This window comes from Methylibium petroleiphilum PM1 (assembly GCF_000015725.1).
GTDB classification, from domain to species: domain Bacteria; phylum Pseudomonadota; class Gammaproteobacteria; order Burkholderiales; family Burkholderiaceae_C; genus Methylibium; species Methylibium petroleiphilum.
Genome location: NC_008825.1, coordinates 2,146,001 through 2,171,186 on the forward strand (window position 1 = coordinate 2,146,001; position 25,186 = coordinate 2,171,186).

Annotated in this window: 26 protein-coding genes and 1 pseudogene; 8 read left to right on the top strand and 19 right to left on the bottom strand. The window is 68.7% G+C overall.

All coding sequences use genetic code 11. The annotated features are described in order from the left end of the window. Positions 1 to 30: 30 nt before the first annotated feature. The gene (locus MPE_RS10110; RefSeq protein WP_041929634.1) at positions 31 to 1,059 is read right to left on the bottom strand and encodes an RluA family pseudouridine synthase; all 1,029 of its coding nucleotides are present in this window, start codon (positions 1,057 to 1,059) and stop codon (positions 31 to 33) included. A 66-nt stretch (positions 1,060 to 1,125) separates the two neighbouring features. Here MPE_RS10110 and MPE_RS10115 point away from each other — a divergent pair, with 66 nt between their 5' ends. Next, positions 1,126 to 1,935: an outer membrane protein assembly factor BamD gene (locus MPE_RS10115; RefSeq protein WP_148210926.1), complete on the top strand. Its 810-nt coding sequence runs from the start codon at positions 1,126 to 1,128 to the stop codon at positions 1,933 to 1,935. Positions 1,936 to 1,971: 36 nt separating this feature from the next. Here MPE_RS10115 and yoaA read toward each other — a convergent pair whose 3' ends face one another. Together yoaA and MPE_RS10125 are read right to left on the bottom strand one after the other, a co-directional pair. Then, a complete protein-coding gene (gene yoaA, locus MPE_RS10120; RefSeq protein ID WP_011829600.1) occupies positions 1,972 to 3,972 on the bottom strand; it encodes a DNA repair helicase YoaA in 2,001 nt (666 codons plus the stop codon). Positions 3,973 to 4,054: 82 nt separating this feature from the next. Then, complete coding sequence (locus tag MPE_RS10125; protein ID WP_011829601.1) at positions 4,055 to 4,258, bottom strand: YdcH family protein; 204 nt, start codon at positions 4,256 to 4,258, stop codon at positions 4,055 to 4,057. Positions 4,259 to 4,354: 96 nt separating this feature from the next. Here MPE_RS10125 and MPE_RS10130 point away from each other — a divergent pair, with 96 nt between their 5' ends. After that, entirely contained in the window at positions 4,355 to 5,122 is a 768-nt protein-coding gene (locus tag MPE_RS10130; RefSeq protein ID WP_011829602.1) for a PP2C family protein-serine/threonine phosphatase, read from the top strand. A gap of 63 nt (positions 5,123 to 5,185) precedes the next feature. On the opposite strand, the gene MPE_RS10135 is transcribed toward MPE_RS10130, so the two are convergent. The 8 genes from MPE_RS10135 to MPE_RS10170 form a co-directional block, all read right to left on the bottom strand. After that, positions 5,186 to 5,755: a hypothetical protein gene (locus tag MPE_RS10135; RefSeq protein WP_148210927.1), complete on the bottom strand. Its 570-nt coding sequence runs from the start codon at positions 5,753 to 5,755 to the stop codon at positions 5,186 to 5,188. Positions 5,756 to 5,799: 44 nt separating this feature from the next. Beyond that, a complete protein-coding gene (zapE, locus tag MPE_RS10140) occupies positions 5,800 to 6,897 on the bottom strand; it encodes a cell division protein ZapE (RefSeq protein ID WP_011829604.1) in 1,098 nt (365 codons plus the stop codon). Between the two features lie 19 nt (positions 6,898 to 6,916). Beyond that, positions 6,917 to 8,344 carry a dihydrolipoyl dehydrogenase gene (gene lpdA, locus MPE_RS10145; RefSeq protein WP_011829605.1) on the bottom strand — a complete coding sequence of 476 codons (1,428 nt, stop codon included), beginning with the start codon at positions 8,342 to 8,344 and terminating at the stop codon, positions 6,917 to 6,919. Positions 8,345 to 8,371: 27 nt separating this feature from the next. Beyond that, positions 8,372 to 8,689, bottom strand: a complete 318-nt coding sequence (locus MPE_RS10150) for a DMT family transporter (RefSeq protein ID WP_011829606.1) — start codon at positions 8,687 to 8,689, stop codon at positions 8,372 to 8,374. Between the two features lie 31 nt (positions 8,690 to 8,720). Then, positions 8,721 to 10,001: a 2-oxoglutarate dehydrogenase complex dihydrolipoyllysine-residue succinyltransferase gene (gene odhB, locus MPE_RS10155; RefSeq protein ID WP_011829607.1), complete on the bottom strand. Its 1,281-nt coding sequence runs from the start codon at positions 9,999 to 10,001 to the stop codon at positions 8,721 to 8,723. A gap of 113 nt (positions 10,002 to 10,114) precedes the next feature. Beyond that, positions 10,115 to 12,973 (bottom strand): 2-oxoglutarate dehydrogenase E1 component, encoded by a 2,859-nt coding sequence (locus MPE_RS10160; protein WP_011829608.1) that lies wholly within the window; start codon positions 12,971 to 12,973, stop codon positions 10,115 to 10,117. 249 nt (positions 12,974 to 13,222) lie between these two features. Next, the gene (hslO, locus tag MPE_RS10165; protein WP_011829609.1) at positions 13,223 to 14,188 is read right to left on the bottom strand and encodes an Hsp33 family molecular chaperone HslO; all 966 of its coding nucleotides are present in this window, start codon (positions 14,186 to 14,188) and stop codon (positions 13,223 to 13,225) included. A gap of 39 nt (positions 14,189 to 14,227) precedes the next feature. Further along, positions 14,228 to 14,752: a gamma carbonic anhydrase family protein gene (locus MPE_RS10170; RefSeq protein ID WP_011829610.1), complete on the bottom strand. Its 525-nt coding sequence runs from the start codon at positions 14,750 to 14,752 to the stop codon at positions 14,228 to 14,230. On the opposite strand from MPE_RS10170, the gene MPE_RS10175 reads away from it, so the two are divergent. Beyond that, entirely contained in the window at positions 14,751 to 15,095 is a 345-nt protein-coding gene (locus tag MPE_RS10175; protein ID WP_202796697.1) for a DUF455 family protein, read from the top strand. The two genes, MPE_RS10170 and MPE_RS10175, sit on opposite strands and share 2 nt — an antisense overlap. A 51-nt stretch (positions 15,096 to 15,146) precedes the next feature. On the opposite strand, the gene MPE_RS23970 is transcribed toward MPE_RS10175, so the two are convergent. Further along, a complete protein-coding gene (locus MPE_RS23970; protein ID WP_011829612.1) occupies positions 15,147 to 15,344 on the bottom strand; it encodes a hypothetical protein in 198 nt (65 codons plus the stop codon). Between the two features lie 39 nt (positions 15,345 to 15,383). Between MPE_RS23970 and MPE_RS10180 the strand changes: the two genes are divergently transcribed. Then, positions 15,384 to 15,704, top strand: a complete 321-nt coding sequence (locus tag MPE_RS10180; RefSeq protein WP_041929636.1) for a hypothetical protein — start codon at positions 15,384 to 15,386, stop codon at positions 15,702 to 15,704. 175 nt (positions 15,705 to 15,879) lie between these two features. Next, positions 15,880 to 16,404 (top strand): annotated as a pseudogene (locus tag MPE_RS10185) (ferritin-like domain-containing protein); the annotation flags it as partial. 6 nt (positions 16,405 to 16,410) lie between these two features. Here the strand turns inward: MPE_RS10185 and MPE_RS10190 are convergent. From MPE_RS10190 to MPE_RS10205, 4 genes are all read right to left on the bottom strand, one after another. Continuing rightward, a complete protein-coding gene (locus MPE_RS10190; RefSeq protein ID WP_011829615.1) occupies positions 16,411 to 17,013 on the bottom strand; it encodes a MarC family protein in 603 nt (200 codons plus the stop codon). Positions 17,014 to 17,038: 25 nt separating this feature from the next. Then, a complete protein-coding gene (locus MPE_RS10195; protein WP_011829616.1) occupies positions 17,039 to 17,752 on the bottom strand; it encodes a phosphatase PAP2 family protein in 714 nt (237 codons plus the stop codon). Between the two features lie 37 nt (positions 17,753 to 17,789). Then, positions 17,790 to 18,719: a site-specific tyrosine recombinase XerD gene (gene xerD, locus MPE_RS10200; RefSeq protein WP_011829617.1), complete on the bottom strand. Its 930-nt coding sequence runs from the start codon at positions 18,717 to 18,719 to the stop codon at positions 17,790 to 17,792. 72 nt (positions 18,720 to 18,791) lie between these two features. Beyond that, a complete protein-coding gene (locus MPE_RS10205; protein ID WP_148211038.1) occupies positions 18,792 to 19,706 on the bottom strand; it encodes a tripartite tricarboxylate transporter substrate binding protein BugE in 915 nt (304 codons plus the stop codon). Between the two features lie 191 nt (positions 19,707 to 19,897). Between MPE_RS10205 and MPE_RS10210 the strand changes: the two genes are divergently transcribed. Continuing rightward, positions 19,898 to 20,800 carry an AEC family transporter gene (locus MPE_RS10210; RefSeq protein WP_011829619.1) on the top strand — a complete coding sequence of 301 codons (903 nt, stop codon included), beginning with the start codon at positions 19,898 to 19,900 and terminating at the stop codon, positions 20,798 to 20,800. 29 nt (positions 20,801 to 20,829) lie between these two features. On the opposite strand, the gene queG is transcribed toward MPE_RS10210, so the two are convergent. Then, positions 20,830 to 21,879, bottom strand: a complete 1,050-nt coding sequence (gene queG / locus MPE_RS10215) for a tRNA epoxyqueuosine(34) reductase QueG (protein WP_011829620.1) — start codon at positions 21,877 to 21,879, stop codon at positions 20,830 to 20,832. 33 nt (positions 21,880 to 21,912) lie between these two features. Between queG and tsaE the strand changes: the two genes are divergently transcribed. Together tsaE and MPE_RS10225 are read left to right on the top strand one after the other, a co-directional pair. Beyond that, positions 21,913 to 22,383 (top strand): tRNA (adenosine(37)-N6)-threonylcarbamoyltransferase complex ATPase subunit type 1 TsaE, encoded by a 471-nt coding sequence (gene tsaE / locus MPE_RS10220; protein WP_011829621.1) that lies wholly within the window; start codon positions 21,913 to 21,915, stop codon positions 22,381 to 22,383. Then, on the top strand, positions 22,380 to 23,744 hold the full coding sequence (locus MPE_RS10225; protein ID WP_011829622.1) for an N-acetylmuramoyl-L-alanine amidase: 1,365 nt from the start codon (positions 22,380 to 22,382) through the stop codon (positions 23,742 to 23,744). Before tsaE ends, MPE_RS10225 begins: the two co-directional genes overlap by 4 nt. Before the next feature lie 88 nt (positions 23,745 to 23,832). Here the strand turns inward: MPE_RS10225 and MPE_RS24860 are convergent, their stop codons facing one another. Further along, positions 23,833 to 24,444, bottom strand: coding sequence for a DUF1294 domain-containing protein (locus MPE_RS24860; RefSeq protein WP_011829623.1), 612 nt, complete (start codon positions 24,442 to 24,444; stop codon positions 23,833 to 23,835). A gap of 44 nt (positions 24,445 to 24,488) precedes the next feature. Then, entirely contained in the window at positions 24,489 to 25,145 is a 657-nt protein-coding gene (locus MPE_RS10235) for a DedA family protein (protein WP_011829624.1), read from the bottom strand. Positions 25,146 to 25,186: the final 41 nt, after the last annotated feature.

Sequence of the window (25,186 nt, forward strand, 5' to 3'; positions counted from 1 at the left end):
AGCCGCCTTCGGCCACCGGCAAGGGCTGCATCAGCCCTGCACGACGATTGTATCTGTATCGTGGCCGGGCGCGTGCGACCCGCCCACGATCTGCTGCCAGGCCGCGCGCAGGTCGTCGGGCGGGACGGCGCTGAACTCGATTGGCTGCAGGCTCGCCGGATGGACGAAGCCCAGCCGGTGCGCATGCAGCGCCTGTCGCGTCAGGCCGAGTCCGGGTCGGCCACCGTACAGCGCGTCGGCCAACAGGGCATGTCCTCTCGAGGCCATGTGCACCCGGATCTGGTGCGTGCGGCCGGTGTGGAGCGTGCAGCGCACCGCGCTGACGGCGTCGCGCGCCGCGATCAACTCGACATCGGTGCGCGCCGTCCGGCCGCCCGCCAGCACGGCCATCTTGATGCGCGACACCGGATCGCGACCGATCGGCGCGTCGACGCTGAAGACCGCCTGGCGCAGCACACCGTGCACCAGGGCCAGGTACTCGCGATGCACCTCCCGCGCGGCGATCGCACGCACCAGTGACGTCATGGCCGGCAGCGTCTTGGCCACCACCATCAGGCCGCTGGTGTCCTTGTCGAGCCGGTGCACGATGCCGGCCCGCGGCAGCGCCGCCGCGCCGGCGTGATGCGCCAGCAGGCCGTTGAGCACGGTGCCCGACCAATTGCCGGGCGCCGGGTGCACCACCAGACCGGCCGGCTTGTCGATGACCAGCAGATGGGCGTCCTCGAACACCACCGGCAGCGCCACCGGCTCGGGCCGGAAGGCCTGGCTCTCCGGCGTGGGCAGCAGCGTGATCTCGATCTGCTGGCCCGCACTGACGCGCCGTGCGCGGGCGGTGACGGTCTGCCCGTCGATGCGGACCTGCCCGCCCTCGATCAGCGTCTGCAGGTGGTTGCGGGAGAACTCGCCCGCCAGCGTCGCCAGCCAGCGATCGAGACGCTCGCCGTGGGCGCCGGCATCGACCCGCGCCTGGCGTTGCTCGGCATCGCCCGCCAGCGGTTCGGCGGGCTCGTCGGCCTCGGCCGGCTCGGTGGCCACGGTCTGGCGCAAGGGAGCACCCATATAATTTTGCTGTTCCTTCAACTGCGGTCGCTCCGGCGCCGCCTGCTGGTGATGACCGCGATGCGTATGAGCCCTGCCGCCCACTGGCGCGCGACCCTGGCCGTGGTGCTGGCGGCCGCCAGCATCGGACTGATCGGATGTGCCGGCGGCCCGAAGGACGAGTTTGCCGGCAAGAGCACCGACAAATTGTACGAAGAGGCCCGCGACGAAGCCGCCAACGGCAACTGGGAGCGCGCCTCCAAGCTGTACGAGAAGCTCGAGGCGCGCACCGCCGGCACCCAGCAGGCGCAGCAGACGCAGATCGACCTCGCCTACGCGTACTACAAGACGAACGAAAAGGCTCAGGCGCTGTCGACGATCGAACGCTTCATCAAGCTGCATCCCAGCAGCCCGGCGATCGACTATGCCTACTACCTGCAGGGCCTGATCAACTTCAACGAGAACCTCGGCCTGCTCGGCGGGCTGGCACGCCAGGATCTCTCCGAACGCGACCAGCAGGCCGCGCGCGACGCCTACCAGAGCTTTCGCCAGCTCACGCTGCAGTTCCCCAATTCCAAGTACACGCCGGATGCGCAGCTGCGCATGAACTACATCGTCAACACGCTGGCCACCTACGAGGTCCACGTGGCGCGCTACTACTACCGCCGCGGCGCCTACGTGGCCGCGGCCAACCGCGCCCAGCAGGCCGTGCAGGAATTCCAGCGCGCTCCTGCGACCGAGGAGGCGCTCTACATCCTGGGCATCAGCTACGACAAGCTCGGCCTGACCGAACTGCGCGACGATGCCCAGCGTGTGCTGCAGACCAACTTTCCGGAATCGCGCTACGTGAAGGACGGCTTCGAGACGGCCGACAAGCCCTGGTGGCAGATCTGGTGATCAGGCGGCCGGACCCACGGCGCTGATCCCGCCGCCTCAAGCCCAGGCCGACGCCGCCTTCGATATCTCGGCCAACCACGCCAGCGCCTGCGCTTCCTCGCGCAGCACCTGCATCGGCGGCAAAGCGGCCCTCATGCGCTGTCCATAGCCCATCGTGCCCATGCGGGGGTCGCACACGACCAGCAGACCGCGATCGCTCTCGCTGCGGATCAGCCGGCCGGCCCCCTGTTTCAGCGAGACCGCAGCCTCGGCCACGAAGTAGTCGTTGAAGGGGTTGCGCCCCTCGCTCTCGAGCCGCTTCACGCGCGCCTCGACCAGCGGATCGTTCGGCGGCGGGAACGGCAGCTTGTCGATGATCACGCACTGCAGTGCCTCGCCGGGCACGTCGATGCCTTCCCAGAAGCTCTGCGAACCGACCAGCACCGCGCGAGGTGTGTCGAGGAAGCGCTGCAGCAGCTGGCGCTTGGGCCCGCTGCCCTGCATCAGCACGGTGATCGGCTCCGCATCGCCCTCGAAGTCGGACTGCAGCGCCTCGCCCACGCCGGACAGCGCACGCAGGGTCGTCGTCAGCACGAAGGTGCGCCCCCCCGCGGCCCGCGCGCAGGCCGCCGCCAGGCGTGCAACCGCCGCCGTGTGGCCCGGCTCGTTCGGCTTCGGGAAACGCGTGGGGACGTAGAGCCGCGCGTGCATCGGGTAGTCGAAGGGGCTGTCGACGCGCAGCGTGCGCGCCGTCTCCAACCCGGCCTGCTCGGTGAACCAGGTGAGCCGCTCGTCGGCTCCGAGCGTGGCCGACGTGAAGATCCAGGCCTTGGGCGCCGCCGCGATCTGCTCGCGCATCGCGTCGCGCACGTCGAGCGGGGATTCCACCAGCCGCAGCCCCTGCGGTGTGAGGTCGATCCAGCGCACGCGCCCCGGCTCGGCCTCGAGCCCGAAGCCGGCGGCGCGGGCGGCCAGCGTCGACGCCCGCTCCGCGAGCTTGGCCAGATCGGGTGACATCTCCGCCACGACGTCGAGCGCGTCGGCCGCACTCCGGCAGGCCTGCCCCAGCGCGGCGAGTGTCTCGATGAAGTCGGCCCGGTCGGCGCGATCGCCCCAGCGCAGCTTGAGGCTGCCGCGCACCTCGCGAAGGGGCCCGTTGGCCGCGAGGCGCAGATCGCGCGCCGCGCGGTCGCATCTTGCCGCCAGGTCCTGCCAAGGCTGCAGGCCGCGCGCCTGCGCCAGCCCGACGGCCAGCATGTCGCGCGCGAAATCGACCACCTGGGCGCTGCCCAGCGTGCTGCCGAGGAAGGCCACGCCCGCCTCGGCAAGCTGATGCGCTTCGTCGAACACCGCCACGTCCACGGAAGGCAGCAGCTCTGCCATGCCGGTGTCGCGCAGCGACAGGTCGGCGAAGAAGAGGTGGTGGTTGACCACCACCAGGTCGGCCGCCATCGCCTCGCGGCGGGCCTTCATCACGTGGCAGCCGCGGTATTCCGGGCATTCGCTGCCGAGGCAGTTCTCGCGCGTCGAGGTCACCAGCGGGATCACCGACGAGCGCTCATCCAGGCCTTCGAGCTCGGCCAGGTCGCCGCTCACGGTGCGCTGCGCCCACTGCTCGATCTTCGCCAGCGTGCGCGCCGCATAGCGGTCGGGCAGCGCCGTCGTCTCCCGGGCCAGCACCAGCCGCTGCAGGCACAGGTAGCTGCCGCGTCCCTTCAGCAAGGCCACGCTGACCGGCAGGGCCAGCACCTCGCGCAGCCGCGGCAGATCGCGCAGGAAAAGCTGGTCCTGCAGGCTCTTGGTCGCGGTGCTGATCAGCGTGCGATGCCCGGCCAGCAGCGCAGGGACCAGGTAGGCGAACGTCTTGCCGACGCCTGTGCCGGCCTCGGCCACCAGCACCTCGCGCGCATCGATCGCATCGGCCACGGCTGCGGCGAGCTCCAACTGGGCGCCGCGCTCGCGGTACTGCGCATCAGCCCGCTGCAGCGGACCGCCGAACGCGAATGCCGCACTCACCGCCTTCTGCAGTTCGCTGCGCATGCCGTTGGCCGGGCTCATGAGCGCCCCGCGCTCACGGCCGCCGGCCGCTCCCGATCCCCCGCGGGGATGTCGCCCGCCTTCGGGCGGCCGTGCATCGACCTCATGCCGGCTCGGGCGGGCTGAGGCGCATTTCCAGTGTGGCGATCTGGTCCCGCAAGGCCAGGCGGCGCTTCTTGAGACGCCGCAGCGTCAGTTCGTCGAGGGGCCGCTCGACGGACGCCTGGTCGATCAGGCTGTCGAGGTCGCCGTGCTCGATGCGCAATTCGATGAGCCGGCGTTGCGGTGAATGCAGGTTGTCGTCCATCGGGGGTTGCACCGCCGCAATCTGGATGTCAACAGGCCTTGATGCCGATGCAAGCCTGCCATTGGTTCGCATGGCAATGAAGATTATAGTTTTCGGATGAGTACTGCGCCCCCAGGTTATCGACTTGCCGCCGCCACCGGCCTGCACCGCGGCGATCGCGCGTACCAGCAGGATCAGGTCGGCGTGCTGCCGCACCCACGGGTGCCGGGCTGCGTGCTGGCCGTCGTCGCCGATGGCATGGGCGGCAAGAGCGGCGGGCGCAAGGCCGCCGACCAGGTGTTGCTCACCGCCCAGCAACTGTTCGAGCGCTACACGCCGACCCGCGACACACCCGCCGAGACGCTGAAGCAGCTCGTGCTCGAGTCGCACCTGATGATCAAGCTCACGGCGATCACTGCCGAGGAAGAACCGCACAGTACGCTGGCGGCTTTCCTGATCAGCGCCACACGCGCCTGCGACGTGATCCATGCCGGCGACTCGCGCGTCTACCACTTCCGCGGCGCAGAGCTGGTCAGCCGCACCGTGGACCACTCGTTCGTGCAGCGCCTGGTCGATGAAGGCCAGATCACCGAGGATGAGGCGAACACGCACCCGCAATCGAACCTGCTGACCGGCTGCCTCGGCACGCAGCAGGACCCGCCGCTGACGCTGAGCCACATCCCGTCGCTGGAAATCGGCGACACGCTGTTGGCCTGCAGCGACGGCTTGTGGCACTACTTCACGCCGCGCGAGCTTGGTGCGATCGTGCACACGCTGTCACCGCGCGAGGCCAGCGAGATGCTGGTCGGCAAGGCCCGGCATCGGGCCCGCGGGGGTGGCGACAACCTGTCGCTGGCGCTGGTGCGCGTCGAAGCGCTGGGCTGAAAGGGCTCCCTCGGCGGTTGAACGGCGCTGCCAAGTTGCAGGCGGACGCAGCCCCGCTGTCACTCAGGGTGCCGACGCACTCTCGACCGGCGGCAGCGGTGCAGCGGGCGGCTTGCGCGATGCGGCCCTCTGCGCCGCTGCCTCCTGACGCGCCTTGACCTGGCTCTGCCGGTTCTCGTATTCAGTGCGCGAGCGCTGCTCGTCGGCGCGCCGCTGGGCGGTGTCGAGAGGCCGCGCGGGCGCAGGCGTATGCGTTGCCGCGCGCGTCGGCGTACGGATCGCCGCGCTGGCGGGTTCGAAGGGGATCAGCGGCGCCGATGCGCGCTCCTCGCGGTCACGCGCCTGGCGCGCCTGCTTCGCGTCGATGCGCTGCTGACGGGCCGCAGCCCGCCGCGTCCGCTCCGCGTCGTCAAGTGCCGCCTCGCGAGTGCTCAGGCGCTTCAGCGCGTCTCGGCGCTGCGTCTTGGCAGTGTCGACGCAAGCCGTCACGAGAAAACGCTGCGAGCATTCGCGCTCCTGCTCCGCAAAATCGCGCTCGACTTGCCGACGCTCGGCGGACAGGCGCTCTCGCTGTGCCTTGTCCGAATCCCCTGTCGCGCCCCGCGAAGGGAATGCCGCGCCAAACGTCGCCACGGCGACGGCGCAGGAGATCAGGCAGCCGGCGAGCTGTGCTCTCATCACGTCAAGCTCGTATCGACATCTCGCCGCGACAGCGCCAGAAACTCGGCCGACTGCATCTCGGTCAAGCGAGACACGGTGCGCGGAAATTCATGGGCCAGCGGCCCGTCGGTGTAGAGCTGTTCGGGAGGCACGGCGGCGGATATCACGAGTTTCACGCGCCGATCGTAGAGCACGTCGACCAGCCACGTGAAGCGCCGCGCCTCGGACGCCAGCCGGGGCGGCATCTCGGGCACGTCGGACAGCAGCACGGTATGGAACTGCGAGGCCAGTTCGAGGTAGTCGTTCTGCGAGCGCGGGCCGCCGCACAGGGTCTTGAAGTCGAACCACACCACCCCCCCGGCGCGCCGGCGCGCACGGATCGTCCGCTGCTCGATGTTCAGCACCGGATCCTCGTCCTTGGCCTCGGCGAGGCGCTCGAAGGTCTCGGTCAGCGCTCCGTCGGCCTCCGGTCCGAGCGGTGTGTGGTAGAGCGCCACGTCCTCCAGCGTGCGCTGGCGGTAGTCGACCCCGGCGTCGACATTGATCACCTCCAGCCTGTCCTTGAGCAGTTCGATCGCCGGCAGGATCCGGTCGCGATGCAGGCCATTGGGATAGAGCGCGTCGGGGTGGAAGTTGGACGTCGTGACGATGCTGACGCGGTTGGCAAACAGTGCCGCCAGCAGGCGGTGCAGGATCATCGCGTCGGTCACGTCGGCGACGTGGAACTCGTCGAAGCAGATCAACCGGAAGCGCCGCGCGATGCGGCTGCCCAGTTCGTCCAGCGGGTCGGCCGTGCCCTTGAGCTCCTGCAATTCGCGATGCACCTCGCGCATGAACTCGTGGAAGTGCAGCCGCGTCTTGCGCACCAGCGGCACCGACTGGAAGAAGCAGTCCATCAGGAAGCTCTTGCCGCGCCCGACACCGCCGTACATGTAGACGCCGCGAGGAATCGGTGGCCGGCGCAGCAGCTTGCTCACCGCATTGCTGCGGCGTGCCTTGTAGTCGATCCACTCGTTCTCGCAGCGCTCCAGCGCGTCGAGCGCGCGCAACTGCGCCTCGTCGGCCCGGTAGCCGCGCTCGGAAAGCGTCTCACCGAACAGTTGGCGGACCGTCATGGCTGTCGGCCCGCGCCGTTCAGAAATTCAGTGTGCGCTTGTCCACGGCCAGGGCGGCCTCCTTGGTCGCTTCCGACAGCGACGGGTGCGCGTGGCAGATGCGGGCAATGTCCTCGGCGCTGGCCTTGAACTCCATCGCCACCACCGCCTCAGCGATCAGTTCGCTGGCCATCGGTCCGACGATGTGCACGCCGAGGATCTCGTCGGTCGCAGCGTCCGCCAGGAACTTCACCATGCCGGTCGTGTCGCCGAGCGCACGCGCACGACCGTTGGCCAGGAACGGGAAGGTTCCGGCCTTGTAGGCGCGGCCCGCCGCCTTGAGCTGCTGCTCGGTCTGGCCGACCCAGGCGATCTCCGGACTGGTATAGATGACCCAGGGGATGGTGTTGAAGTTGACGTGTCCATGCTGGCCGGCAATGCGCTCCGCGACCGCCACGCCCTCTTCTTCCGCCTTGTGGGCGAGCATCGGGCCGCGCACCACGTCGCCGATGGCCCACACCTTCGGCAGGTTGGTGCGGCAGTCGTCGTCGACCACGATCGCGCCGCGCTCGTCGAGCTTCAGTCCCACCGCCTCGGCGTTCAGGCCGGTGGTGTTGGGCACGCGGCCGATCGACACGATCAGCTTGTCGACTTCCAGCGTCTTGGCATCGCCCTTGGCGCTGGTGTAACTGACGCTGACGCCCTTCTTGTCCTTCTTGACTTCGCTGATCTTCACGCCCAGCTCGATCTTCAGGCGCTGCCTCATGAAGGCCTTCTGGGCTTCCTTGGCGATCTGTTCGTCGACCGCGCCCAGGAAGGTCGGCAGCGCTTCCAGCACCGTCACCTCGGCGCCCAGGCGGCGCCACACCGAGCCCATCTCGAGGCCGATCACGCCCGAGCCGATGACGCCCAGCTTCGCCGGCACCGACGGGATGCGCAGCGCCCCGTCGTTGCTGAGGATGCTCTCCTCGTCGAACGGTGCACCCGGCAGCGCACGTGCACTCGAGCCGGTCGCGATGATGATGTCCTTGCCGATCAGCGTGTCCTCGGTGGCGCCGCTGACCTTGATCTCGTAGCCGGCGTCACCGGCCTTCACGAACGAGCCGCGGCCGTGGAAGAAGCTGACCTTGTTCTTCTTGAACAGATAGAGGATGCCGTCGTTGTTCTGCTTCACGACGGTGTCCTTGCGCCCCAGCATCTTCGCGACGTCGATGCTCAGATCCTTCAGTCCGATGCCGTGGTCGGCGAACGCATGGCCGGCGTGTTCGAAGTGCTCGCTCGACTGCAGCAGCGCCTTCGACGGGATGCAGCCCACGTTCGTGCAGGTGCCGCCCGGCGCTGGACCGCCCTTGTCGTTCTTCCACTCGTCGATGCAGGCGGTGTTGAAACCCAGCTGCGCCGCACGGATGGCAGCGATGTAGCCGCCCGGGCCGCCGCCGATGACGACGACGTCGAAAGTCTTGCTCATGAGAATGCTCCGAAAGGCTCGCCGCGTTCAGTGGGCGAGCTTGAGTGTGATGACGCCACCGACGATCAGTGCCACGCCGAGGTACCGCGCCAGCGACGCCGAGTCGCCGAAGAACAGCACCCCGATCAGGAAGGTGCCTGCGCCGCCGATGCCGGTCCAGACCGCGTAGGCCGTGCCGATGGGGATCTCGCGCTGGGCCAGCCACAGCAGCCAACCCGACAGCCCCATCGACAGCACGGCAGCGGCGATGCCCCAGACCTTGTAGGCCGGTTGCTGCGACAGCTTGAAACCGACCGGCCAGCCGATCTCGAACAGGCCCGCCAGCGCGAGGTAGATCCAGGCCATGCTCGTCAATCGGGAACCGGTCTCGAGACGATCAGATATCGAACAGCAGGCGCGCCGGGTCTTCCAGCGCTTCCTTCATCGCCACGAGGCCCAGAACCGCCTCGCGGCCGTCGATGATGCGGTGGTCGTAGGACATCGCCAGGTAGTTCATCGGCCGGATCACGATCTGGCCGTTCTCGACCACCGCGCGGTCCTTCGTCGCGTGCACGCCCAGGATGGCGCTCTGCGGCGGGTTGATGATCGGCGTGCTCAGCATCGAACCGAAGGTGCCACCGTTGGAGATGGAGAAGGTGCCGCCGGTCAGGTCCTCGAGCGACAGCTTGCCGTCGCGGGCCTTCTGGCCGAATTCGGCGATCTTCTTCTCGATGTCGGCGAAGCTCATCTGGTCGGCGTTGCGCAGGATCGGCACCACCAGGCCGCGCGGCGAGCCCACCGCGATGCCGATGTCGAAGTAGCCGTGGTAGACGATGTCGTTGCCGTCCACGCTGGCGTTGATGACCGGGTAGCGCTTGAGCGCCGCGACCGCCGCCTTCACGAAGAAGCTCATGAAGCCGATCTTGACGCCGTGTTCCTTCTCGAACTTCTCCTGGAAACGCTTGCGCATCTCCATCACCGGGGCCATGTTGACCTCGTTGAAGGTGGTCAGGATGGCGTTGGTCGCCTGCGACTGCAGCAGCCGCTCGGCCACGCGGGCCCGCAGGCGCGACATCGGCACGCGCTGCTCGGGGCGGTCGCCCAAGTTCAGCGCGGCCGGCACCGTGACGGCGGGCAGCGCCTTGGCGACGGATGGCGCGACCGGCACCGAGACGGCAGCCGCTGCCGGGGCAGCGACGGCGGGCGCCGCTGCCTTGGCGCCGGTCTGCAGCGCTGCCTGCACGTCGCCCTTGGTCACGCGACCATCCTTGCCGCTACCGGCCACCTGGCCCGCACCCAGCTGGTTCTCGGCCAGCAGCTTCGCGGCCGCGGGCATCGCCACGTCGCCCTTCGCGCCGGCCGTATCGGACGCGGCGCCGGGCGCCGGCTTGACCTCGGGCACCGGCTTGACCTCGAGCGGGCTGACCGCTTCCTTGCCCTCGGTATCGATCTTCGCGATCACCTCGTCGCTGACGCAGCTCTCGCCGTCGTTCTTGACCAGTTGCGCCAGCACGCCGGCAGCCGGTGCCGGCACCTCGAGCACGACCTTGTCGGTCTCGATCTCGATCAGGATCTCATCGATCGCCACGGCTTCGCCGGGCTTCTTCTTCCACTGCAGCAGCGTCGCTTCGGCAACGGACTCGCTCAGCTGGGGGACTTTGACTTCAATGATGGCCATGGAATGCTTTCTTCGTTGTTTGGATGACGCATCGCGCGGATCCGGCAGCTCCGACCGGCGCAAGGGCCGGTCGAAGGCCGCGGTTCATCGCCGCGCACGCGTCCGCGATGACGTCACTTGGACAGGACGAATCCCTTGAGCTTGCCGTAGGCCTGGTCCAGCAGGGCCTTGAGCTGCTCCTGGTGCAGGTGCGCGTAGCCGACGGCTGGCGAGGCAGACGCCGGTCGGCCGGCGTAGCCGAGCTTCTGCCCCTCGAGCATGTTCTCGTGCACGTAGTGCTGCACGAAGAACCACGCGCCCTGGTTCTGCGGCTCGTCCTGGCACCACACCACGTCGGTCGCGTTCGGGTACTTCTTCAATTCGGTCGCGAAGGCCTTGTGCGGGAAGGGATAGAGCTGCTCCACGCGCAGGATCACCACGTCGGTGCTCTTCTTCTCGTCGCGACGCTTCACCAAGTCGTAGTAGACCTTGCCCGAGCACGCGATCACGCGCTTGACCTTGGCCGCGTCGATGTCGGCGTTCTGCTCGGGGATGACCGTGCGGAATTCGCCGCGGGTGAACTCCGACAGCGGCGACGCCGCGTCCTTGTTGCGCAGCAGCGACTTCGGCGTCATCACCACCAGCGGCTTGCGGAACATGCGCACCTGCTGGCGACGCAGCAGATGGAAGATCTGACTCGCCGAGGTCGGCTGGCAGACCTGCATGTTGTTGTCCGCCGCCAGCTGCATGAAGCGCTCGAGGCGCGCCGAGCTGTGCTCAGGTCCCTGCCCTTCGTAGCCGTGCGGCAGCAGCAGCGTGAGTCCGTTCGCGCGGCCCCACTTCACCTCGCCGGAGGCGATGAACTGGTCGATCACGACCTGCGCGCCGTTGACGAAGTCGCCGAACTGCGCTTCCCAGATCGTCAGCGTGGTCGGGTCGGCCGAGGCGTAGCCGTACTCGAAGCCGAGCACCGCCTCTTCCGACAGGATGGAGTCGATCACGACGAACGGCGCCTGGCCGTCGGCCACGTGCTGCAGCGGCGTCCAAGTACCTTCGTCCCACTTCTCGCGGTTCTGGTCGTGCAGCACTGCATGGCGGTGGGTGAAGGTGCCGCGGCCGCAGTCCTCGCCGGACAGACGTACCGGATAGCCGCTCGCCACCAGCGAGGCGTAGGCGAGGTGCTCGCCCATGCCCCAGTCGACGTTGATCTCGCCGCGGCCCATCGCCGCGCGGTCGGCGAGCACCTTCTCGACCAGCGGATGGACCTTGAAGCCCTTCGGGATGGTCGTGATGCGCTCGGCCAGACGCTTGATCTCGGCCAGCGGCAGCGCGGTGTCGGCCGCGTCGGTCCACTTGCGGTTCAGGTAGGGCGTCCAGTCGACCGCGTACTTGCTCTTGTAGTTGGTCAGCACCGGGTCGACCGTGTGCTTGCCGGCGTCCATCGCGGCACGGAAGGCCTTCACCATCGCGTCGGGCTCGTCGGGCTTCAGCGTGCCCTGGGCGACCAGCTTGTCGGCGTACAGCTTGCGCGTGCCGGGGTGGGCCGCGATCTTCTTGTACATCAGCGGCTGGGTCAGCGACGGCGTGTCCTGCTCGTTGTGGCCCAGCTTGCGGAAGCAGATGATGTCGACGACGACGTCCTTGTTGAACTCCTGCCGGTAGTCGAGCGCGAGCTGGGTGCACAGCACCACGGCCTCGGGATCGTCGCCGTTCACGTGCAGCACCGGCGCCTCGATCATCTTGACCACGTCGGTGCAATACAACGTGGAACGCGAGTCGCGCGGGTCGCTGGTGGTGAAGCCGATCTGGTTGTTGATGACCAGGTGCACCGTGCCGCCGGTGTAGTAGCCACGCGTCTGCGCCAGCGCCAGCGTCTCCATCACCACGCCCTGCCCGGCGAAGGCCGCGTCACCGTGCACCAGCACCGGCAGCACCGTGTCGCCTTCCTTGTCGCCGCGTCGGTCGAGTCGCGCCTTGACGGAACCTTCCACCACCGGATTCACGATCTCCAGGTGCGAGGGGTTGAACGACAGGCTCAGGTGGACCGGGCCGCCCGGCGTGGTCACGTCGCTGGAGAAGCCCTGGTGGTACTTCACGTCACCCGCCGGCAGTTCTTCCTTGGCGGTGTGGTCGAACTCGGCGAACAGGTCCTTGGGCATCTTGCCCAGCGTGTTGACCAGCACGTTGAGGCGGCCACGGTGGGCCATGCCGATCACGATCTCCTGGACGCCGCGCTCGCCGCCGCGCTGCACCACCTCGTCCATCGAGGCGATGAAGCTCTCGCCGCCCTCGAGCGAGAAGCGCTTCTGGCCGACGTACTTGGTGTGCAGATAGCGCTCCAGGCCTTCGGAGGCGGTCAGCCGATCGAGGATGTGGGTCTTCTGCGCCGCGGAGAAGCTCGGCTTGGCCCGCACGCTTTCGAGCCGCTGCTGCCACCAGCGCTTCTCGACCGGCTCGGTGATGTGCATGAACTCGGCGCCGATGGAGCCACAGTAGGTCTCGCGCAGCGCCTGCAGGATCTCACGCAGCGTCTGCTGTTCGGCGGTGGTGAAGTAGGTGTTCGTAGCGCTGAACGTGATGTCCATGTCGGACTCGCTCAGGTCGTAGAACGCCGGCTCCAGTTCGGGAATCTTGGGGCGCTCGGTGCGCTTGAGCGGGTCGAGGTCGGCCCAGCGGGCGCCCAGCGTGCGGTAGGCCGCGATCAGCGACTGCACGTGCACCTGCTTGCGCGCGACCGCCAGTTCGGCGGCGCTGGCCTTGACGGCGAAGGCGTTGGCCTTGGCGCGCTGCGCGAAGGATTCGACGACCGGCGCATGCGCCACGTCGCGGGATTCGGAGCCGTCGGTGGCCGGTACGTGCTGAAGCGCGTCGAAGTAGGCGCGCCATTTCTCGGGGACCGAACCCGGGTTGTCGAGATAGGACTCGTACAGTTCCTCGACGTAGGGCGCGTTGCCCCCGAACAGGTACGAGTTCGACCGGTACTGCTGCATCATCTTCGCTCACCTTTCACCCTGGTATCCAGGACGTTGGCTGGTTGAAAAACCTTCCGCGACACGGCTGGACCGGTTGGCGGATTGCGACCCGCCTTTGCTTGTTCAACAGAACCAGAAAAGGGGACGGGAAGGACCAAATTTCGAGGTGCACTGTAGCACCGCGGCGGGGCGCTGTCCCGTGAACCGGCACCAGAACAGGCCGGAATCCGGCCGTTCATCGGCGTTTCACGATCGTGCGGACGGCCTTCGCTACTGCACGGCGCGCGAGGCCGGCGGCTGGTCGCGGGGCGCCGTGAAGACCTCGCCGCCGTCGACCGCATCGAAGTGGTACTGGGCGCCACAGAACTCGCAGCCCACCTCGGCCAGCCCGCGCTCGGCGATCAGGCCGTCGAACTCCTCGCGCCCCAGGCCGCGCAGCATGCGCGCCACGCGCTCCCGCGAGCAGCTGCAGGCGAAGCGCGGCCCGTGCTCGCCGGTCAGCGGCTCGAAGCGGCGCACGGTCTCCTCCCAGAACAGCCGCCGCAGCAGGGTGTCGGCGTCCAGCGTCAGCAACTCCTCGCGCGTCAGCGTCGCACTGAGGTGGGCGATGCGGTTGTAGGCCTCGTTGAGGCCGATCTCGTCCTCGTTCCGCGCGCCGAGGTTGCCTTCGCCCTCGACCGGCAGGCGCTGGATCAGCAGGCCGGCGGCCACGTCGTCGTTCGCCGCCAGCACGAGCTTGGTGTCGAGCTGCTCCGACTGCAGCATGTAGTGCTCCAGCACCTCCGACAGCTGCTGCAGCGGCTCGCGCCGGTCACCATGCAGCGGCACCACGCCCTGATAGGGCTGCTGGCCCGGGTAGCGGTCCTTGGGGTCCAGCGTGATCGCGCAATGGCCGCGCCCGCCCACGTTGACCAGCGCCTCCAGCCGCGCGCCGGCCGGCACGTCGCCGACCACCGTGGCCGTGGCCCGCAGCGCCAGGTCGGGCTGCACCTCGGCCACCGCCAGCTTCACCGGCCCGTCGCCCGAGATCTGCAGCACCAGTGCGCCGTTGAACTTGATGCTGGCCTGCATCAGCACCCCGGCGGCCGCCATCTCGCCGAGCAGCGTGCGCACCGGCGCCGGATGCGCCCGCTCTGTCCCCCGGCGTGCCAGCAGTTCGGTCCACGCGCCGGTCAAACGCACCAGCATGCCGCGCACCGGCAGGCCCTCGAAGATGAATTTATGGAGTTCGCTCATGACTGCCCCTCGCCCGATGGATCCGGCTGCATATGGGGCTCAACCCACGCGCTTCAACGTGGCCTTGAAGCGCTGCCCGCGCTCCACATAGGTCTGGGTGCCGCGCCGCATGCGCGCGATGTCCTCCTCGCTCAGCGGCCGCACCGCCTTGGCAGGGCTGCCGAGGATCAGCATGCCGTCCTCGAACTCCTTGCCTTCGGTGACCAGCGCGCCGGCACCGACGAGGCAGTTGCGGCCGATCTTCGCGCGGTTGAGCACCACCGCCTGGATGCCGATCAGGGCGCCGTCGCCGACGGTGCAGCCGTGCAGCATCGCCTGGTGCCCCACGGTGACGCCCTCGCCCACCACCAGCGGACAGCCCGGGTCGGTGTGCAGCACGCTGCCTTCCTGCACGTTGGAGTGGCGACCGATGACGATGGGCTCGTTGTCGCCGCGCATCGTGACCTGCGACCACACGCTGGCGCCTTCGCCGATCTCCACGCTGCCGATCAGCTCGGCGCTCTCGGCCACATAGGCCGTCGCGTGCACCTGCGGCACGCGATCATCGAGCTGGTACAGGGCCATGGGCAACTCCGGCAAAGCGATAATTTTACGGATGCATCCCGACCTGCCCTGCGCCGGCGAGCAAGCCCTTGAACTGCGAAGCCAAGCGCTGACGCTGCTGCAGGAATGCGATCCACTGGCCAAGGCTTCTGCGGCGCGCGCACTGCTGGCCCGGCGCGATGCGCTCGCGCTCGACACCACGGCCATGCTTCAGCCTGCAGGCCCGCTGCCCGGCCGGCCCGCACGGCCCCTGCTGCTGCCGGCGCTGCGCGTGCCGCAACGTTCGATGGCCAGTCCCGAGGGCCGGGCCTCGCTGCTGCACGCCATCGCCCACATCGAGTTCAACGCGATCAAGTACGTTTAGAACGTAGGAAGTTACAACGCGTAACCGATCACGCCTGGGCCGGTGTGAATCTCACTTGAACAACGCTTCACGAAGCTGCTTGATCATGTCAACGAGCGACGTGGTCTTGTTGTTCTCGGTCCAGGCGAAGAACGCGCGCACGCTGACCCACGCAGGTAGACCGCTCAGGAAGAACGCTGCACCTTGAGCGAGCGGACCCCATGCGCCAAAGCCGAAGTACTCGATGAGGGCTCCAACCTCTCGGTTCACTAAATAGCCCGAGCAATTCGGGAGTGAACGAGCATGTGTATGGGTGGCGGATACAGCGGACCAAGTCAGGCAGAGATCCTCGCGCAGGAAGAAGCATCCAGGCAGCGCGCACAGGCAGAGGCATCGAAGCTCAAGGCTGAGCAGGCGCTTGAGCAGGAGCGAGAAGGTCAGAAGGTTCTGGCCGACCGCGTGGCGATGGCGACCTCTGACCAAGAGGCTCGTCGGCGCACCAGAGCCCTGCTGATCGGCGCGGAGGCTGAAGAGAAGGACAGCGCATCGCTCGCTGACCCTGCGGAGCCTGAGAAGCGCTCAGAGAAGAAGGCGCGTCGCGCCACGCTCATTGCCGCCGGAGGCGAGTAATGGGTTGGGTGACGGTCAAGAAGCGCGTCCCCCTCGCGTCGCTGTCCCCGAACGCCCAGGCCGGCTCGTACGGCAAGGCTGTCGCCAAGTTCCTGCTTCTCGCTGCTGAACCGGATGTAGGACCACGCTTTGAGCATGGATGACCCCAGGAGCCAATCTTCCTACATTCTAAATCATCAACCTCGCGCTCGACGCCCTCTGGCGCTTTCCGGGCCTGCCGGCCGCCTACTACCTCGACTGGCTGCAGGTCGCCGGCGAGGAGGCCCTGCACTTCACGCTGCTGCGCGAGCACCTGCTGAGCCTGGGCCACGAGTACGGCGACTTCCCCGCCCACGACGGCCTGTGGATCATGACCGAGCGCACCGCCCACGATCCCATCGCCCGCATGGCGCTGGTGCCGCGCACGCTGGAGGCCCGCGGGCTCGACGCCACCCCGCCGCTGCAGCGCAAGTTCGCCGCAGCCGGCGATGCGCGCGCGGTCGAGATCCTCGGGATCATCCTGCGCGACGAGATCGGCCACGTCGCGATCGGCAACCGCTGGTACCGCTGGCTGTGCGAGCGCGAGGGCCTGGACCCGGTGGCGCTCTACCCCGAACTCGCAGCGCGCTACGAGGCGCCGCGCCCGCGTCCGCCCTTCAACCTGGCGGCCCGCACAGCGGCGGGCTTCAGCGCCGAGGAGCTGGCCTACCTGAGCGGATGAGGCAGCTCAAAGGCTGTCAAAGAAGTAGCGCTTCAACCCCGCCAGGATCATCTCCACCGCCACCGCGGTCAGCACCAGGCCCATCAGCTTCTCGATCGCCGACACCATCGAGTGTCCGAGCAGCTTGCGGATGCGGTCGGCCGCCAGCATCACCGCGCCGCACACCAGCATCGCCGCGCTGACCGCGCCGACCCATTGCATCAGCTGCTGCGGCTGCCGCGAGGCCAGCAGCAGCACCGTGGCCATCGCCGACGGCCCGGCCAGCAGCGGCACCGCGAGCGGGAAGATGAAGGGCTCGCGCGCGCCCCCGTCGGACGCGTAGATCTGCGAGCCCGACGTGAAGATCATGCGGATCGCGATGATCAGCAGGATCACGCCGCCGGCCACCTCGAGCGAGCGCTCCGACAGGTGCATCAGGTTCAGGAAGCCCTGCCCCGCGAACATGAAGGCCAGCAGCACGCAGAAGGCGATCAGCACCTCTCGCACCGCCACGCGGGTGCGCCGCTCGGGCGGCACGCCCTTCAGCACCGAGATGAAGATCGGCAGGCTGCCGAAGGGGTCGAGCACCAGCAGCAGCAGGACGAAGGCGGAGACGAAGCTGTGATCCATGGCCCGATTGTCCCAGGCCGGCGCCTCAGGTCTCGCCCGTGCGCGGCGCCGGGGCGCCCGCCGCAGGGCGGACGAGCGGACGGGGCGCCAGCGAAAGCAGGCTCAGCCAGCCCACCAGCCCGCCCAGCGCGCTGCCGGCCAGCATGTCCAGCGCCACGTGCTGCCGGATCGCCAGCGTGGCGTACAGGATGCCCATGCACCAGAGCGCGTTCAGGCCGCGCATCACCAGGCCGGCCGAGGTCTGACGGAACACGCGCTCGAACCACACCGCGGTGTACACCGCGAACGCCGCGTGCAGCGACGGGCAGGCGTTGCCGGCTACGTCGGCCGATTTCAGGAAGGCCACCGCCTCGTGGCGGGCCCAGTCGATGTCGAACTCGGGCACCTTGCTCGGCCAGAACCAGAAGATCGCCAGCCCGACCAGGCTCAGCAGCAGCGCCGACAGCGCATAGGTGCGCACCTCGCGCGCGTCGTCCAGCAGCGCCGGGGCGATCGACACGTAGAACCACAGCGACGCATACAGCGGCAGCGCGGCGGGCTGGAAGTCCACCCAGTCGTCCATCGCGATCAGCGGCATCGTCGTGATCGCCTGCGGCGTGTGGCGCATCACCCAGAAGTAGGCCACGAAGAACAGCGTGATGCCGAGCGTGGTGCCCGTCATCTTCACCAGGCTCAGCACGCGGGTGCGCCGGCGCAGTTCGTGCAGCCAGCCGACGGGAGGCAGGAGGCGGTGCTTCAAGGCCCCGATGGTAGTCGGCCGCTCCTGCGGCCCGTGTTCAGCCGCGCGGGTGATGCTGTGAGTGCAACTGCTTGAGCCGCTCGCGCGCCACGTGCGTGTAGATGGTCGTGGTGGAGATGTCGGCATGGCCCAGCAGCATCTGCACCGCACGCAGGTCGGCGCCGTGGTTGAGCAGGTGCGTGGCGAACGCATGCCGCAGCGTGTGCGGCGACAGTGGCACCTGGATGCCGGCGGCGCCCGCATGCCGCTTGATCAGCTGCCAGAACGCCTGCCGCGTCATCGGGCCGCCGCGTGCGGTGACGAACAGCGCGTCGCTCGCCTGGCCGCCCAGGATGGCCGCGCGCGCCTCCGCCAGGTAGCGCATCAGCCAGCCGTGCGCCTCCTCGCCGAACGGCACCAGCCGCTCCTTGCTGCCCTTGCCGGTGACGCGCAGGGCCGCCTCCGAGTAGCCCACGTTCACGCTCTTCAGCGTGACCAGCTCGCTGACGCGCAGGCCGCTGGCGTACAGGATCTCCAGCATCGCCCGGTCGCGCAGGCCGAGCGGCGTGTCGACGTCCGGCGCCTCCAGCAACGCCTCCACCTGCGCCTCGCTCAGCGTCTTGGGCACCCGCAGCGGCTGCTTCGCGGCCAGCAGCTTCAGGGTCGGATCGGCGCTCAGCCGATGCTCGCGCAGCGCCCAGCGGAAATAGCGCCGGAAGACGGTGAGCCGACGGTTCGCGCTGGTCGCACGCGTGCCGGCGTGCCGCTCCAGCGCGTAGGCGCGCAGGTCGGCCTCGCCGCTGCCGTCGAGCGGCTTGCCGCTGGCGTGGACCAGCCAGCGCGCATACAGCGTCAGGTCGCGCCGGTAGGCGGCCAGGGTGTTGTCCGACAGCCCGTCCTCGACCCACAGCGCCTCGAGAAAGGCGTCGATCGCGACCGCACTGTCGGCGGGCAGCGGGGGCAGTTCGTCGTGTGGCTCGGCTGACATCAGGCACGCAGTGTGCCTAAAGCTGGCTCACCCCCGTTGGAGCCGCTGGACAGCACGAGCCAGGGGTGGGCTTCAGTCGAGTTTCAACTTCTGCTGCTCGACCACCTTCTTGTAGACCTCGAACTCGGCCTGCGTCTGGGCGGTGAACTGCTCCGGCGTGTTCGCCACGATCAGCGAACCGGTGTCCTCGATGCGCTTGCGCACCGACGGGTCCTCGAGCGTCTTCTTGGTCGCGGCGGCGATCTTGTCGACCACATCCCGGGGCATGCCCTTCGGGCCATGGAAGCCGTAGTAGGCCATCCGGTTCACCGGCTCCAGCCCCACCTCCTTGAAGGTCGGCACGTTCGGCAGCACCGCCAGGCGCTCGGGCGCGGCCACCACGATCGCGATCAGCCGGCCGTCCTTGATGAAGGGCAGCGCCGACGGCAGGTTGTCGAAGATCATCGGCACCTGGCCCGCCACCGTGTCGTTGAGCGCCGGGCCGGCGCCGCGGTACGGGATGTGCGTCACGAAGGTGCCCGACAGGCTCTTGTACAGCTCCATCTGCAGGTGGCCGATACCGCCGGTGCCGGAGCTCGCGAAGCTGTACTTGCCCGGGCTCTTCTTCAGCTCGGCGAGGAAGCCCTTGTAGTCGCGGGCGGGAAAGCTGGGGTGCACCGCGATGACGTTCGGTGTCGCCGCGATGTTGATGATCGACGTGAAGTCGGTCAGCGGGTTGTACGGCGTCTTCGGGTTGATGGCCGGGTTGGACGCCGTGGTGGACACCGTGGCCATGCCGATCGTGTAGCCGTCCGGTGCCGCCTTGGTGATCTCGTTGGCACCGATGATCCCGCCGCCGCCGGCCTTGTTCTCGACCACCACGGTCTGTCCGAGCGGGCCGTTCATCTTCTCGGCCACGACACGGGCCACGATGTCGGTGGTGCCGCCCGGCGCGAACGGCACGATCAGCCGCACCGGCTTGCTCGGGTAGGCCTGGGCGAACACCATCGTGACCGGGGCGAGGGCCGCCAGCACCCCGCAGGCGGCCACCACGATGCGACGCGAACTCGAAACCATTGAGCGCTCCTGGAAGAATTGGGCAATGCGGTCGACTGTGCCCCCGAGGTTTGCCATCGCCGATTGTGGAAACCCCTCACAGGGTCAACCGTTACTCTAGGAGCCCCTGCCCCGGTTCCGACATGCGCGACATCCTGCTCCTGCTGCCCGACTTCCTGCTGATCGTGGTCGGCTTCCTCGTCTGCCGCTACACCACGCTGAACCGCCCGATCTGGGAGTCGATGGAGAAGCTGGTCTACCACCTGCTCTTCCCGGTGCTGCTGTTCACCTCGATCGTTCGCAACCCGCTGAATCCGGCCGATGCCGCCTCGCTCGCCCTCGGTGGCGTGGCCACCGTGGTGCTGGGCATGGGGCTGGCCTACGCGCTGGGTCGCTGGCCCGGGGTCGACCCGATGCTGCACGCTTCCGGGGCGCAGACGGCGTTCCGCTTCAACTCCTACGTGGCGCTGGCGATGGCTGAGCGCCTGGGCGGCGCGGCCGGCGTGGCCCAGATGGCCGTGCTGGTGGCGGTGTGCGTGCCGCTGTGCAACGCTGGCGCGGTGCTGCCTCTGGCGCGCCACGGCGGCCACCACCTCGGCCGCGAGCTGATGCGCAACCCGCTGATCCTCAGCACCTTGGGCGGCCTGGTGGCGAACCTGCTGGGGTTGCAGTTTCCCGATGCGGTCGGCACCACCCTGCAGCGGATCGGCAGCGCAGCGCTGCCACTGGGGCTGATGGCGGTCGGCGCCGGCCTGCAGCTGGGAGGGCTGACGATCGCACCGAAACTGGCCACCGCGCTGCTGACGATCCGCCATGCGCTGCTGCCGGCCTTCGCGCTCGGCTTCGGCCTGTGGCGGCAATTGCCGCCGCTCGAACTGACGGTGCTGGTGGCCTTCGCTGCGATGCCCACCGCGTCGAGCGCGTACGTGCTGGCGGTGCGCATGGGCGGCCACGGGCCCTTCGTGGCCGGGCTGGTGACCGTGTCGACCCTGCTCGGCATGGTCACGCTGCCCGCGTGGATCGCGCTGCGGCTCGCGGTGGGCTGAGTCCGCCCGTGCACCGGCCGCGAGGCCGCTCAGGCGCGCTGCGCCAGCGCCCAGTCGATGTGCTCGCGCAGCAGCTCGCTCGCACCGTAACGCGCCGCCTGCAGCGCCTGCGCGACCGCCGGATCGCCCTGCTCACGCCAGGCATTGCCCAGCGCCACCGCCAGGTTGCGCCGCCAGCGCGCGGGGCCGATGCGTCGGATCGCGCTGCCCTCGGTCCGCTTCAGGAATTCGGCCTCGGACCAGGCCCACAGCCCCAGCAGCGTCGGCGCATCGAAGACCTCGCGGGTGTCGAAGTCGGGCAGCACGGCGCGCGTGGCGTATTTGTTCCAGGGGCACACCAGCTGGCAGTCGTCGCAGCCGTAGATGCGATTGCCCATCGGTGCGCGAAGCTCGGCCGGGATCGGACCGTCGTGCTCGATCGTCAGGTAGGAGATGCAGCGCCGCGCATCGACCCGTCGCTCGCCGACGATCGCCTGCGTGGGACACACGTCGATGCAGGCGCGGCAGCTGCCGCAGTGCGCGTCCACCGGCTCGGTGAGCGGCAGCGCCAGGTCGACGTAGATCTCGCCCAGGAAGAACATCGACCCGGCCTCGCGCGACAGCGCCAGCGTGTGCTTGCCGCGCCAGCCGATGCCGCTGCGCGAGGCCAGCTCCACCTCCAGCACCGGCGCCGAATCGGTGAACACGCGGTGGCCGAACGGGCCCAGCCGCTCACCGAGCCGATCGGCCAGTGTCTGCAGCCGCGCGCGCAGCACCTTGTGGTAGTCGCGGCCCCGGGCATAGAGCGACACGGTCGCCGCCTCGGGCCGGCGCAGGCGCTCGAACTCGATCGTCTGCCAGCCCTCGGGGAGCGCGGCCGGTAGGTAGTCCATGCGCGCGGTGATCACGCGCACCGTGCCCGGCACCAGCTCGCCGGGCCGTGCCCGCTTCAGCCCGTGCAGCGCCATGTAGTGCATGCTGCCGTGGAAGCCCTGCGCCAGCCAGGCCAGCAGGCCGGGCTCTGCGCTGCGCAGGTCCACGTCGGCCACACCGATCTGTGAAAATCCGAGCTCGCGCGCCTCACGGCGCAGCCCGGCCATCACGGCCTGCTCGTCCGGGACGCCTTGCGTTCGATGCATCCACCGATTCTAGAAACCCGACACGAACACTGGCCCGACGAGGACGCCTGCGCGGCGCGCGCGTCCGCACTGGCCGCCCATGCGGCGCTGCGCGACGCCTTCGTCGAGCTGCAGGGACCGCTCGGCGCCGGCAAGACCACCTTCACACGCCACCTGCTGCGCGCGCTGGGCGTCACCGGCCGCGTGAAGAGCCCGAGCTATGCGGTGGTCGAACCGTACGAACTCGCCACCGGGCCTGCCTGGCACTTCGACTTCTACCGCTTCGGTGACGAGCGCGAGTGGGAGGACGCGGGCTTTCGCGACATCTTCGCGGGCCCGGGCCTCAAGCTCGTGGAGTGGGCGCAGAACGCCGGCGAGACCCTGCCCGTCCCCGACCTGCGCGTGGAACTTGCGCCGCTGGATGGCGACCAACGCGCCGTGACCCTGATGGCCTACACCGAGCGCGGCCGGGAGCTGCTGCGATGAAACCCTCCCGACGCCGACTGCTGCAACGCGCCGGTTCGGTCGTGCTGCTGCTCGGCTCGCGCGAACTGGCCTTCGGCGCCAGCATCGTCGCGGTGCGCGTGTGGCCGGCAGCCGACTACACCCGCGTGACCATCGAGTCCGACACCGCGCTCGCCGCGAAGCACTTCATGGCCGAGAACCCGCAGCGCGTGGTGATCGACGTCGAAGGCCTCGAACTCAGCCCCGAGCTGCGCGAGGTGGTCGGCAAGGTGAAGGCCGGCGATCCCTTCATCTCCGGTGTGCGCGTCGGCCAGAACCAGCCGCGCGTGGTGCGGCTGGTGATCGACCTGAAACAGCCCACCGCGCCGCAGGTCTTCACGCTCGATCCGGTGGCCGCCTACCGGCACCGGCTGGTGTTCGACCTCTACCCGACCGCCGAGCGCGACCCACTGCTCGCGCTGGTGCAGGAGAAGGTCTACGCCGACCGCGCCGCCGCCGAGCCCTCGGACCGCGCCGCCTCGGCGGTGAACGACGCACTGGGCGACTTCATCGGCCAGATGGGCGGGCACGGCAACAAGCCCGCCGCCAGCGCCACCGGGCCGCTGCCGGTGCCGCCGGTGGCCGGCAGCGAGCCGCCGTCAGCGGGTGCTGCGGCGGCCAAGCGCATCGCCGAACGGCTGGTGATCGTCGCGCTCGATCCCGGCCACGGCGGCGAGGACCCCGGCGCCATCGGCCCGACCGGCCTGCGCGAGAAGGACGTGGTGCTGCAGGTGGCGCAGCGCCTGCGCGCCCGCATCAACGAGCAACCCAACATGCGCGCGATGATGACGCGCGACGCCGACTTCTTCGTGCCGCTCAACGAGCGCGTGCGCAAGGCGCGCCGGGTGCAGGCCGACCTGTTCATCTCCATCCACGCCGACGCCTTCATCAAGCCGCATGCGCGCGGTGCCTCGGTGTTCGCGCTCAGCGAGCGCGGCGCCACCAGCGTGGAGGCGCGCTGGATGGCGCAGAAGGAGAACGCCGCCGACCTGGTGGGCGGCACCAACATCAAGAGCAAGGACGCCGCCGTCACGCGCGCCCTGCTCGACATGAGCACCAGCGTGCAGATCCGCGACAGCCTGCGACTCGGCAGCGAAGTGCTGGGCCGCATCGGACAGGTCGGCCGGCTGCACAAGCCGCGCGTCGAGCAGGCCGGCTTCGCGGTGCTGAAGGCGCCCGACGTGCCCTCCATCCTGGTGGAAACGGCCTTCATCTCCAACCCCGAGGAGGAGAAGCGCCTGCGCGACCCGGCCTACCAGACCCAGCTGGTGGAGGCGCTGCTGAGCGGCATCCTGCGCTACTTCGCGAAGAACCCGCCGCTGGCGCGCAACCGCTCCATGTGACGGACAGAACCGGCCTTGCACCGGTGTCGCGGTGTCGCCGCTGGCCTGCCTGGGATGTGGGTGCTATCGAGGGCGTCGAGCCATTTCGTCACAACCACGGCAGCGGAAGCACACCCGCATGCAGGACGACGAACCCCGCGACATTCAGCAGCACAGTCAACCAAAATGCGGCCACGAAACTCGGCTTGGAGGACTTGTGCCGCAGGAACTGCTGCGCGACCAGGGATCCGGGCCAGCCGCAGGCGAGCCCGATGAGGAGCAGTGTTCCTTCGGACGTTCGCCAGCGCTTCTGGATGGCCGCTGACTTGTCCAGCGCGTATGCCATGAAGGCAACAAGACTGACGAACACGTAGATGGCCGCGACGACCGGCTTGACCGGCCAGTGACTCGCCACAACGTAGTAGATCGCGACGAATGCGGGAATAGCGAGTAGTCGGGGGAGCGTCCAGTCAGCCGGGGCTTCGGAGCGCAGCGGCTTGCGGGATCGACCACGCACCGGGTACTGCACCGAGCGCGCGCGCTTCTTTCCGTTGGGGCCGAGTTCTACCTCGAAAGTTACGGCCTGCCCGACGGTAGGTCGACCGGTTCCTGAAGGAAAGGCCTTGATGTGGACGAAGATATCCTGCCCACCATGAACCGGATCGATGAAGCCGAAACCGCGCTCATCGTTCCAGGATTTGAGTTTGCCGTCGAGACGCATGCGAAGACAACAGACAGTGGCGGAACTCGCACCGAACTGAGCCGTCAGACGGCCTGCGCCTTGCCCTCGCCGCGGCTGGCGCGCCAGGCGCCGAACAGCGCCACCACGCCGGGGATGATGATCATGGCCCAGATGATCTTGCTGAGGTTCTGCTGCACCCACGGGATGTTGCCGAACCAGTAGCCGGCGAGCACCAGGCCGCAGACCCACAGCACCGCCCCCAGCACGTTGTAGGCGGTGAACTTGCCGCGGCTCATCGCGGCCACGCCGGCCACGAAGGGCGCGAAGGTGCGGATGAACGGCATGAAGCGCGCCAGCACGATGGTGATGCCGCCGTAGCGCTCGTAGAAGGCGTGGGCCTGGTCGAAGGCGCGCTTGTTGAAGAAGCGCGAACTCTCCCACTGGAACACCTTCGGTCCGAAATAGCGCCCGATCGAGTAGTTGGTCTGATCGCCCAGCACCGCGGCCACCAGCAGCAGCCCCATCGCCAGCGGCAGGCTCATCAGCCCGGCGCCGCACAGCGTGCCCACCACGAACAGCAGCGAGTCGCCGGGCAGGAAGGGCATCACCACCACGCCGGTCTCGACGAACACGATCAGGAACAGCAGCGCGTAGACCCAGGCGCCGTAGGCCTGCACGAAGGCCGCGAGGTGCACGTCGACGCGCAGGATGAAGTCGATCAGGTAGGCAATGATTTCCATGGGACGCGATTATCCGGGGCGACCGTGACGGCGACGGCGGC

Coding starts and splice junctions, on each gene's coding strand:
- MPE_RS10110 (WP_041929634.1), bottom strand. CDS start 1,059: ATGGGTGCTCCCTTGCGCCAGACCGTGGCCACCGAGCCGGCCGAGGCC.
- MPE_RS10180 (WP_041929636.1), top strand. CDS start 15,384: ATGGGTGGCGGATACAGCGGACCAAGTCAGGCAGAGATCCTCGCGCAG.
- yoaA (WP_011829600.1), bottom strand. CDS start 3,972: ATGAGCCCGGCCAACGGCATGCGCAGCGAACTGCAGAAGGCGGTGAGT.
- tsaE (WP_011829621.1), top strand. CDS start 21,913: ATGCATCCACCGATTCTAGAAACCCGACACGAACACTGGCCCGACGAG.
- MPE_RS10235 (WP_011829624.1), bottom strand. CDS start 25,145: ATGGAAATCATTGCCTACCTGATCGACTTCATCCTGCGCGTCGACGTG.
- MPE_RS10210 (WP_011829619.1), top strand. CDS start 19,898: ATGCGCGACATCCTGCTCCTGCTGCCCGACTTCCTGCTGATCGTGGTC.
- MPE_RS10175 (WP_202796697.1), top strand. CDS start 14,751: ATGGGCAACTCCGGCAAAGCGATAATTTTACGGATGCATCCCGACCTG.
- MPE_RS10130 (WP_011829602.1), top strand. CDS start 4,355: ATGAGTACTGCGCCCCCAGGTTATCGACTTGCCGCCGCCACCGGCCTG.
- MPE_RS10115 (WP_148210926.1), top strand. CDS start 1,126: ATGAGCCCTGCCGCCCACTGGCGCGCGACCCTGGCCGTGGTGCTGGCG.
- queG (WP_011829620.1), bottom strand. CDS start 21,879: ATGGCCGGGCTGCGCCGTGAGGCGCGCGAGCTCGGATTTTCACAGATC.
- lpdA (WP_011829605.1), bottom strand. CDS start 8,344: ATGAGCAAGACTTTCGACGTCGTCGTCATCGGCGGCGGCCCGGGCGGC.
- MPE_RS24860 (WP_011829623.1), bottom strand. CDS start 24,444: ATGCGTCTCGACGGCAAACTCAAATCCTGGAACGATGAGCGCGGTTTC.
- hslO (WP_011829609.1), bottom strand. CDS start 14,188: ATGAGCGAACTCCATAAATTCATCTTCGAGGGCCTGCCGGTGCGCGGC.
- MPE_RS10125 (WP_011829601.1), bottom strand. CDS start 4,258: ATGGACGACAACCTGCATTCACCGCAACGCCGGCTCATCGAATTGCGC.
- MPE_RS10170 (WP_011829610.1), bottom strand. CDS start 14,752: ATGGCCCTGTACCAGCTCGATGATCGCGTGCCGCAGGTGCACGCGACG.
- odhB (WP_011829607.1), bottom strand. CDS start 10,001: ATGGCCATCATTGAAGTCAAAGTCCCCCAGCTGAGCGAGTCCGTTGCC.
- MPE_RS10225 (WP_011829622.1), top strand. CDS start 22,380: ATGAAACCCTCCCGACGCCGACTGCTGCAACGCGCCGGTTCGGTCGTG.
- zapE (WP_011829604.1), bottom strand. CDS start 6,897: ATGACGGTCCGCCAACTGTTCGGTGAGACGCTTTCCGAGCGCGGCTAC.
- MPE_RS10205 (WP_148211038.1), bottom strand. CDS start 19,706: ATGGTGTTCGCCCAGGCCTACCCGAGCAAGCCGGTGCGGCTGATCGTG.
- xerD (WP_011829617.1), bottom strand. CDS start 18,719: ATGTCAGCCGAGCCACACGACGAACTGCCCCCGCTGCCCGCCGACAGT.
- MPE_RS10150 (WP_011829606.1), bottom strand. CDS start 8,689: ATGGCCTGGATCTACCTCGCGCTGGCGGGCCTGTTCGAGATCGGCTGG.
- MPE_RS10160 (WP_011829608.1), bottom strand. CDS start 12,973: ATGATGCAGCAGTACCGGTCGAACTCGTACCTGTTCGGGGGCAACGCG.
- MPE_RS10190 (WP_011829615.1), bottom strand. CDS start 17,013: ATGGATCACAGCTTCGTCTCCGCCTTCGTCCTGCTGCTGCTGGTGCTC.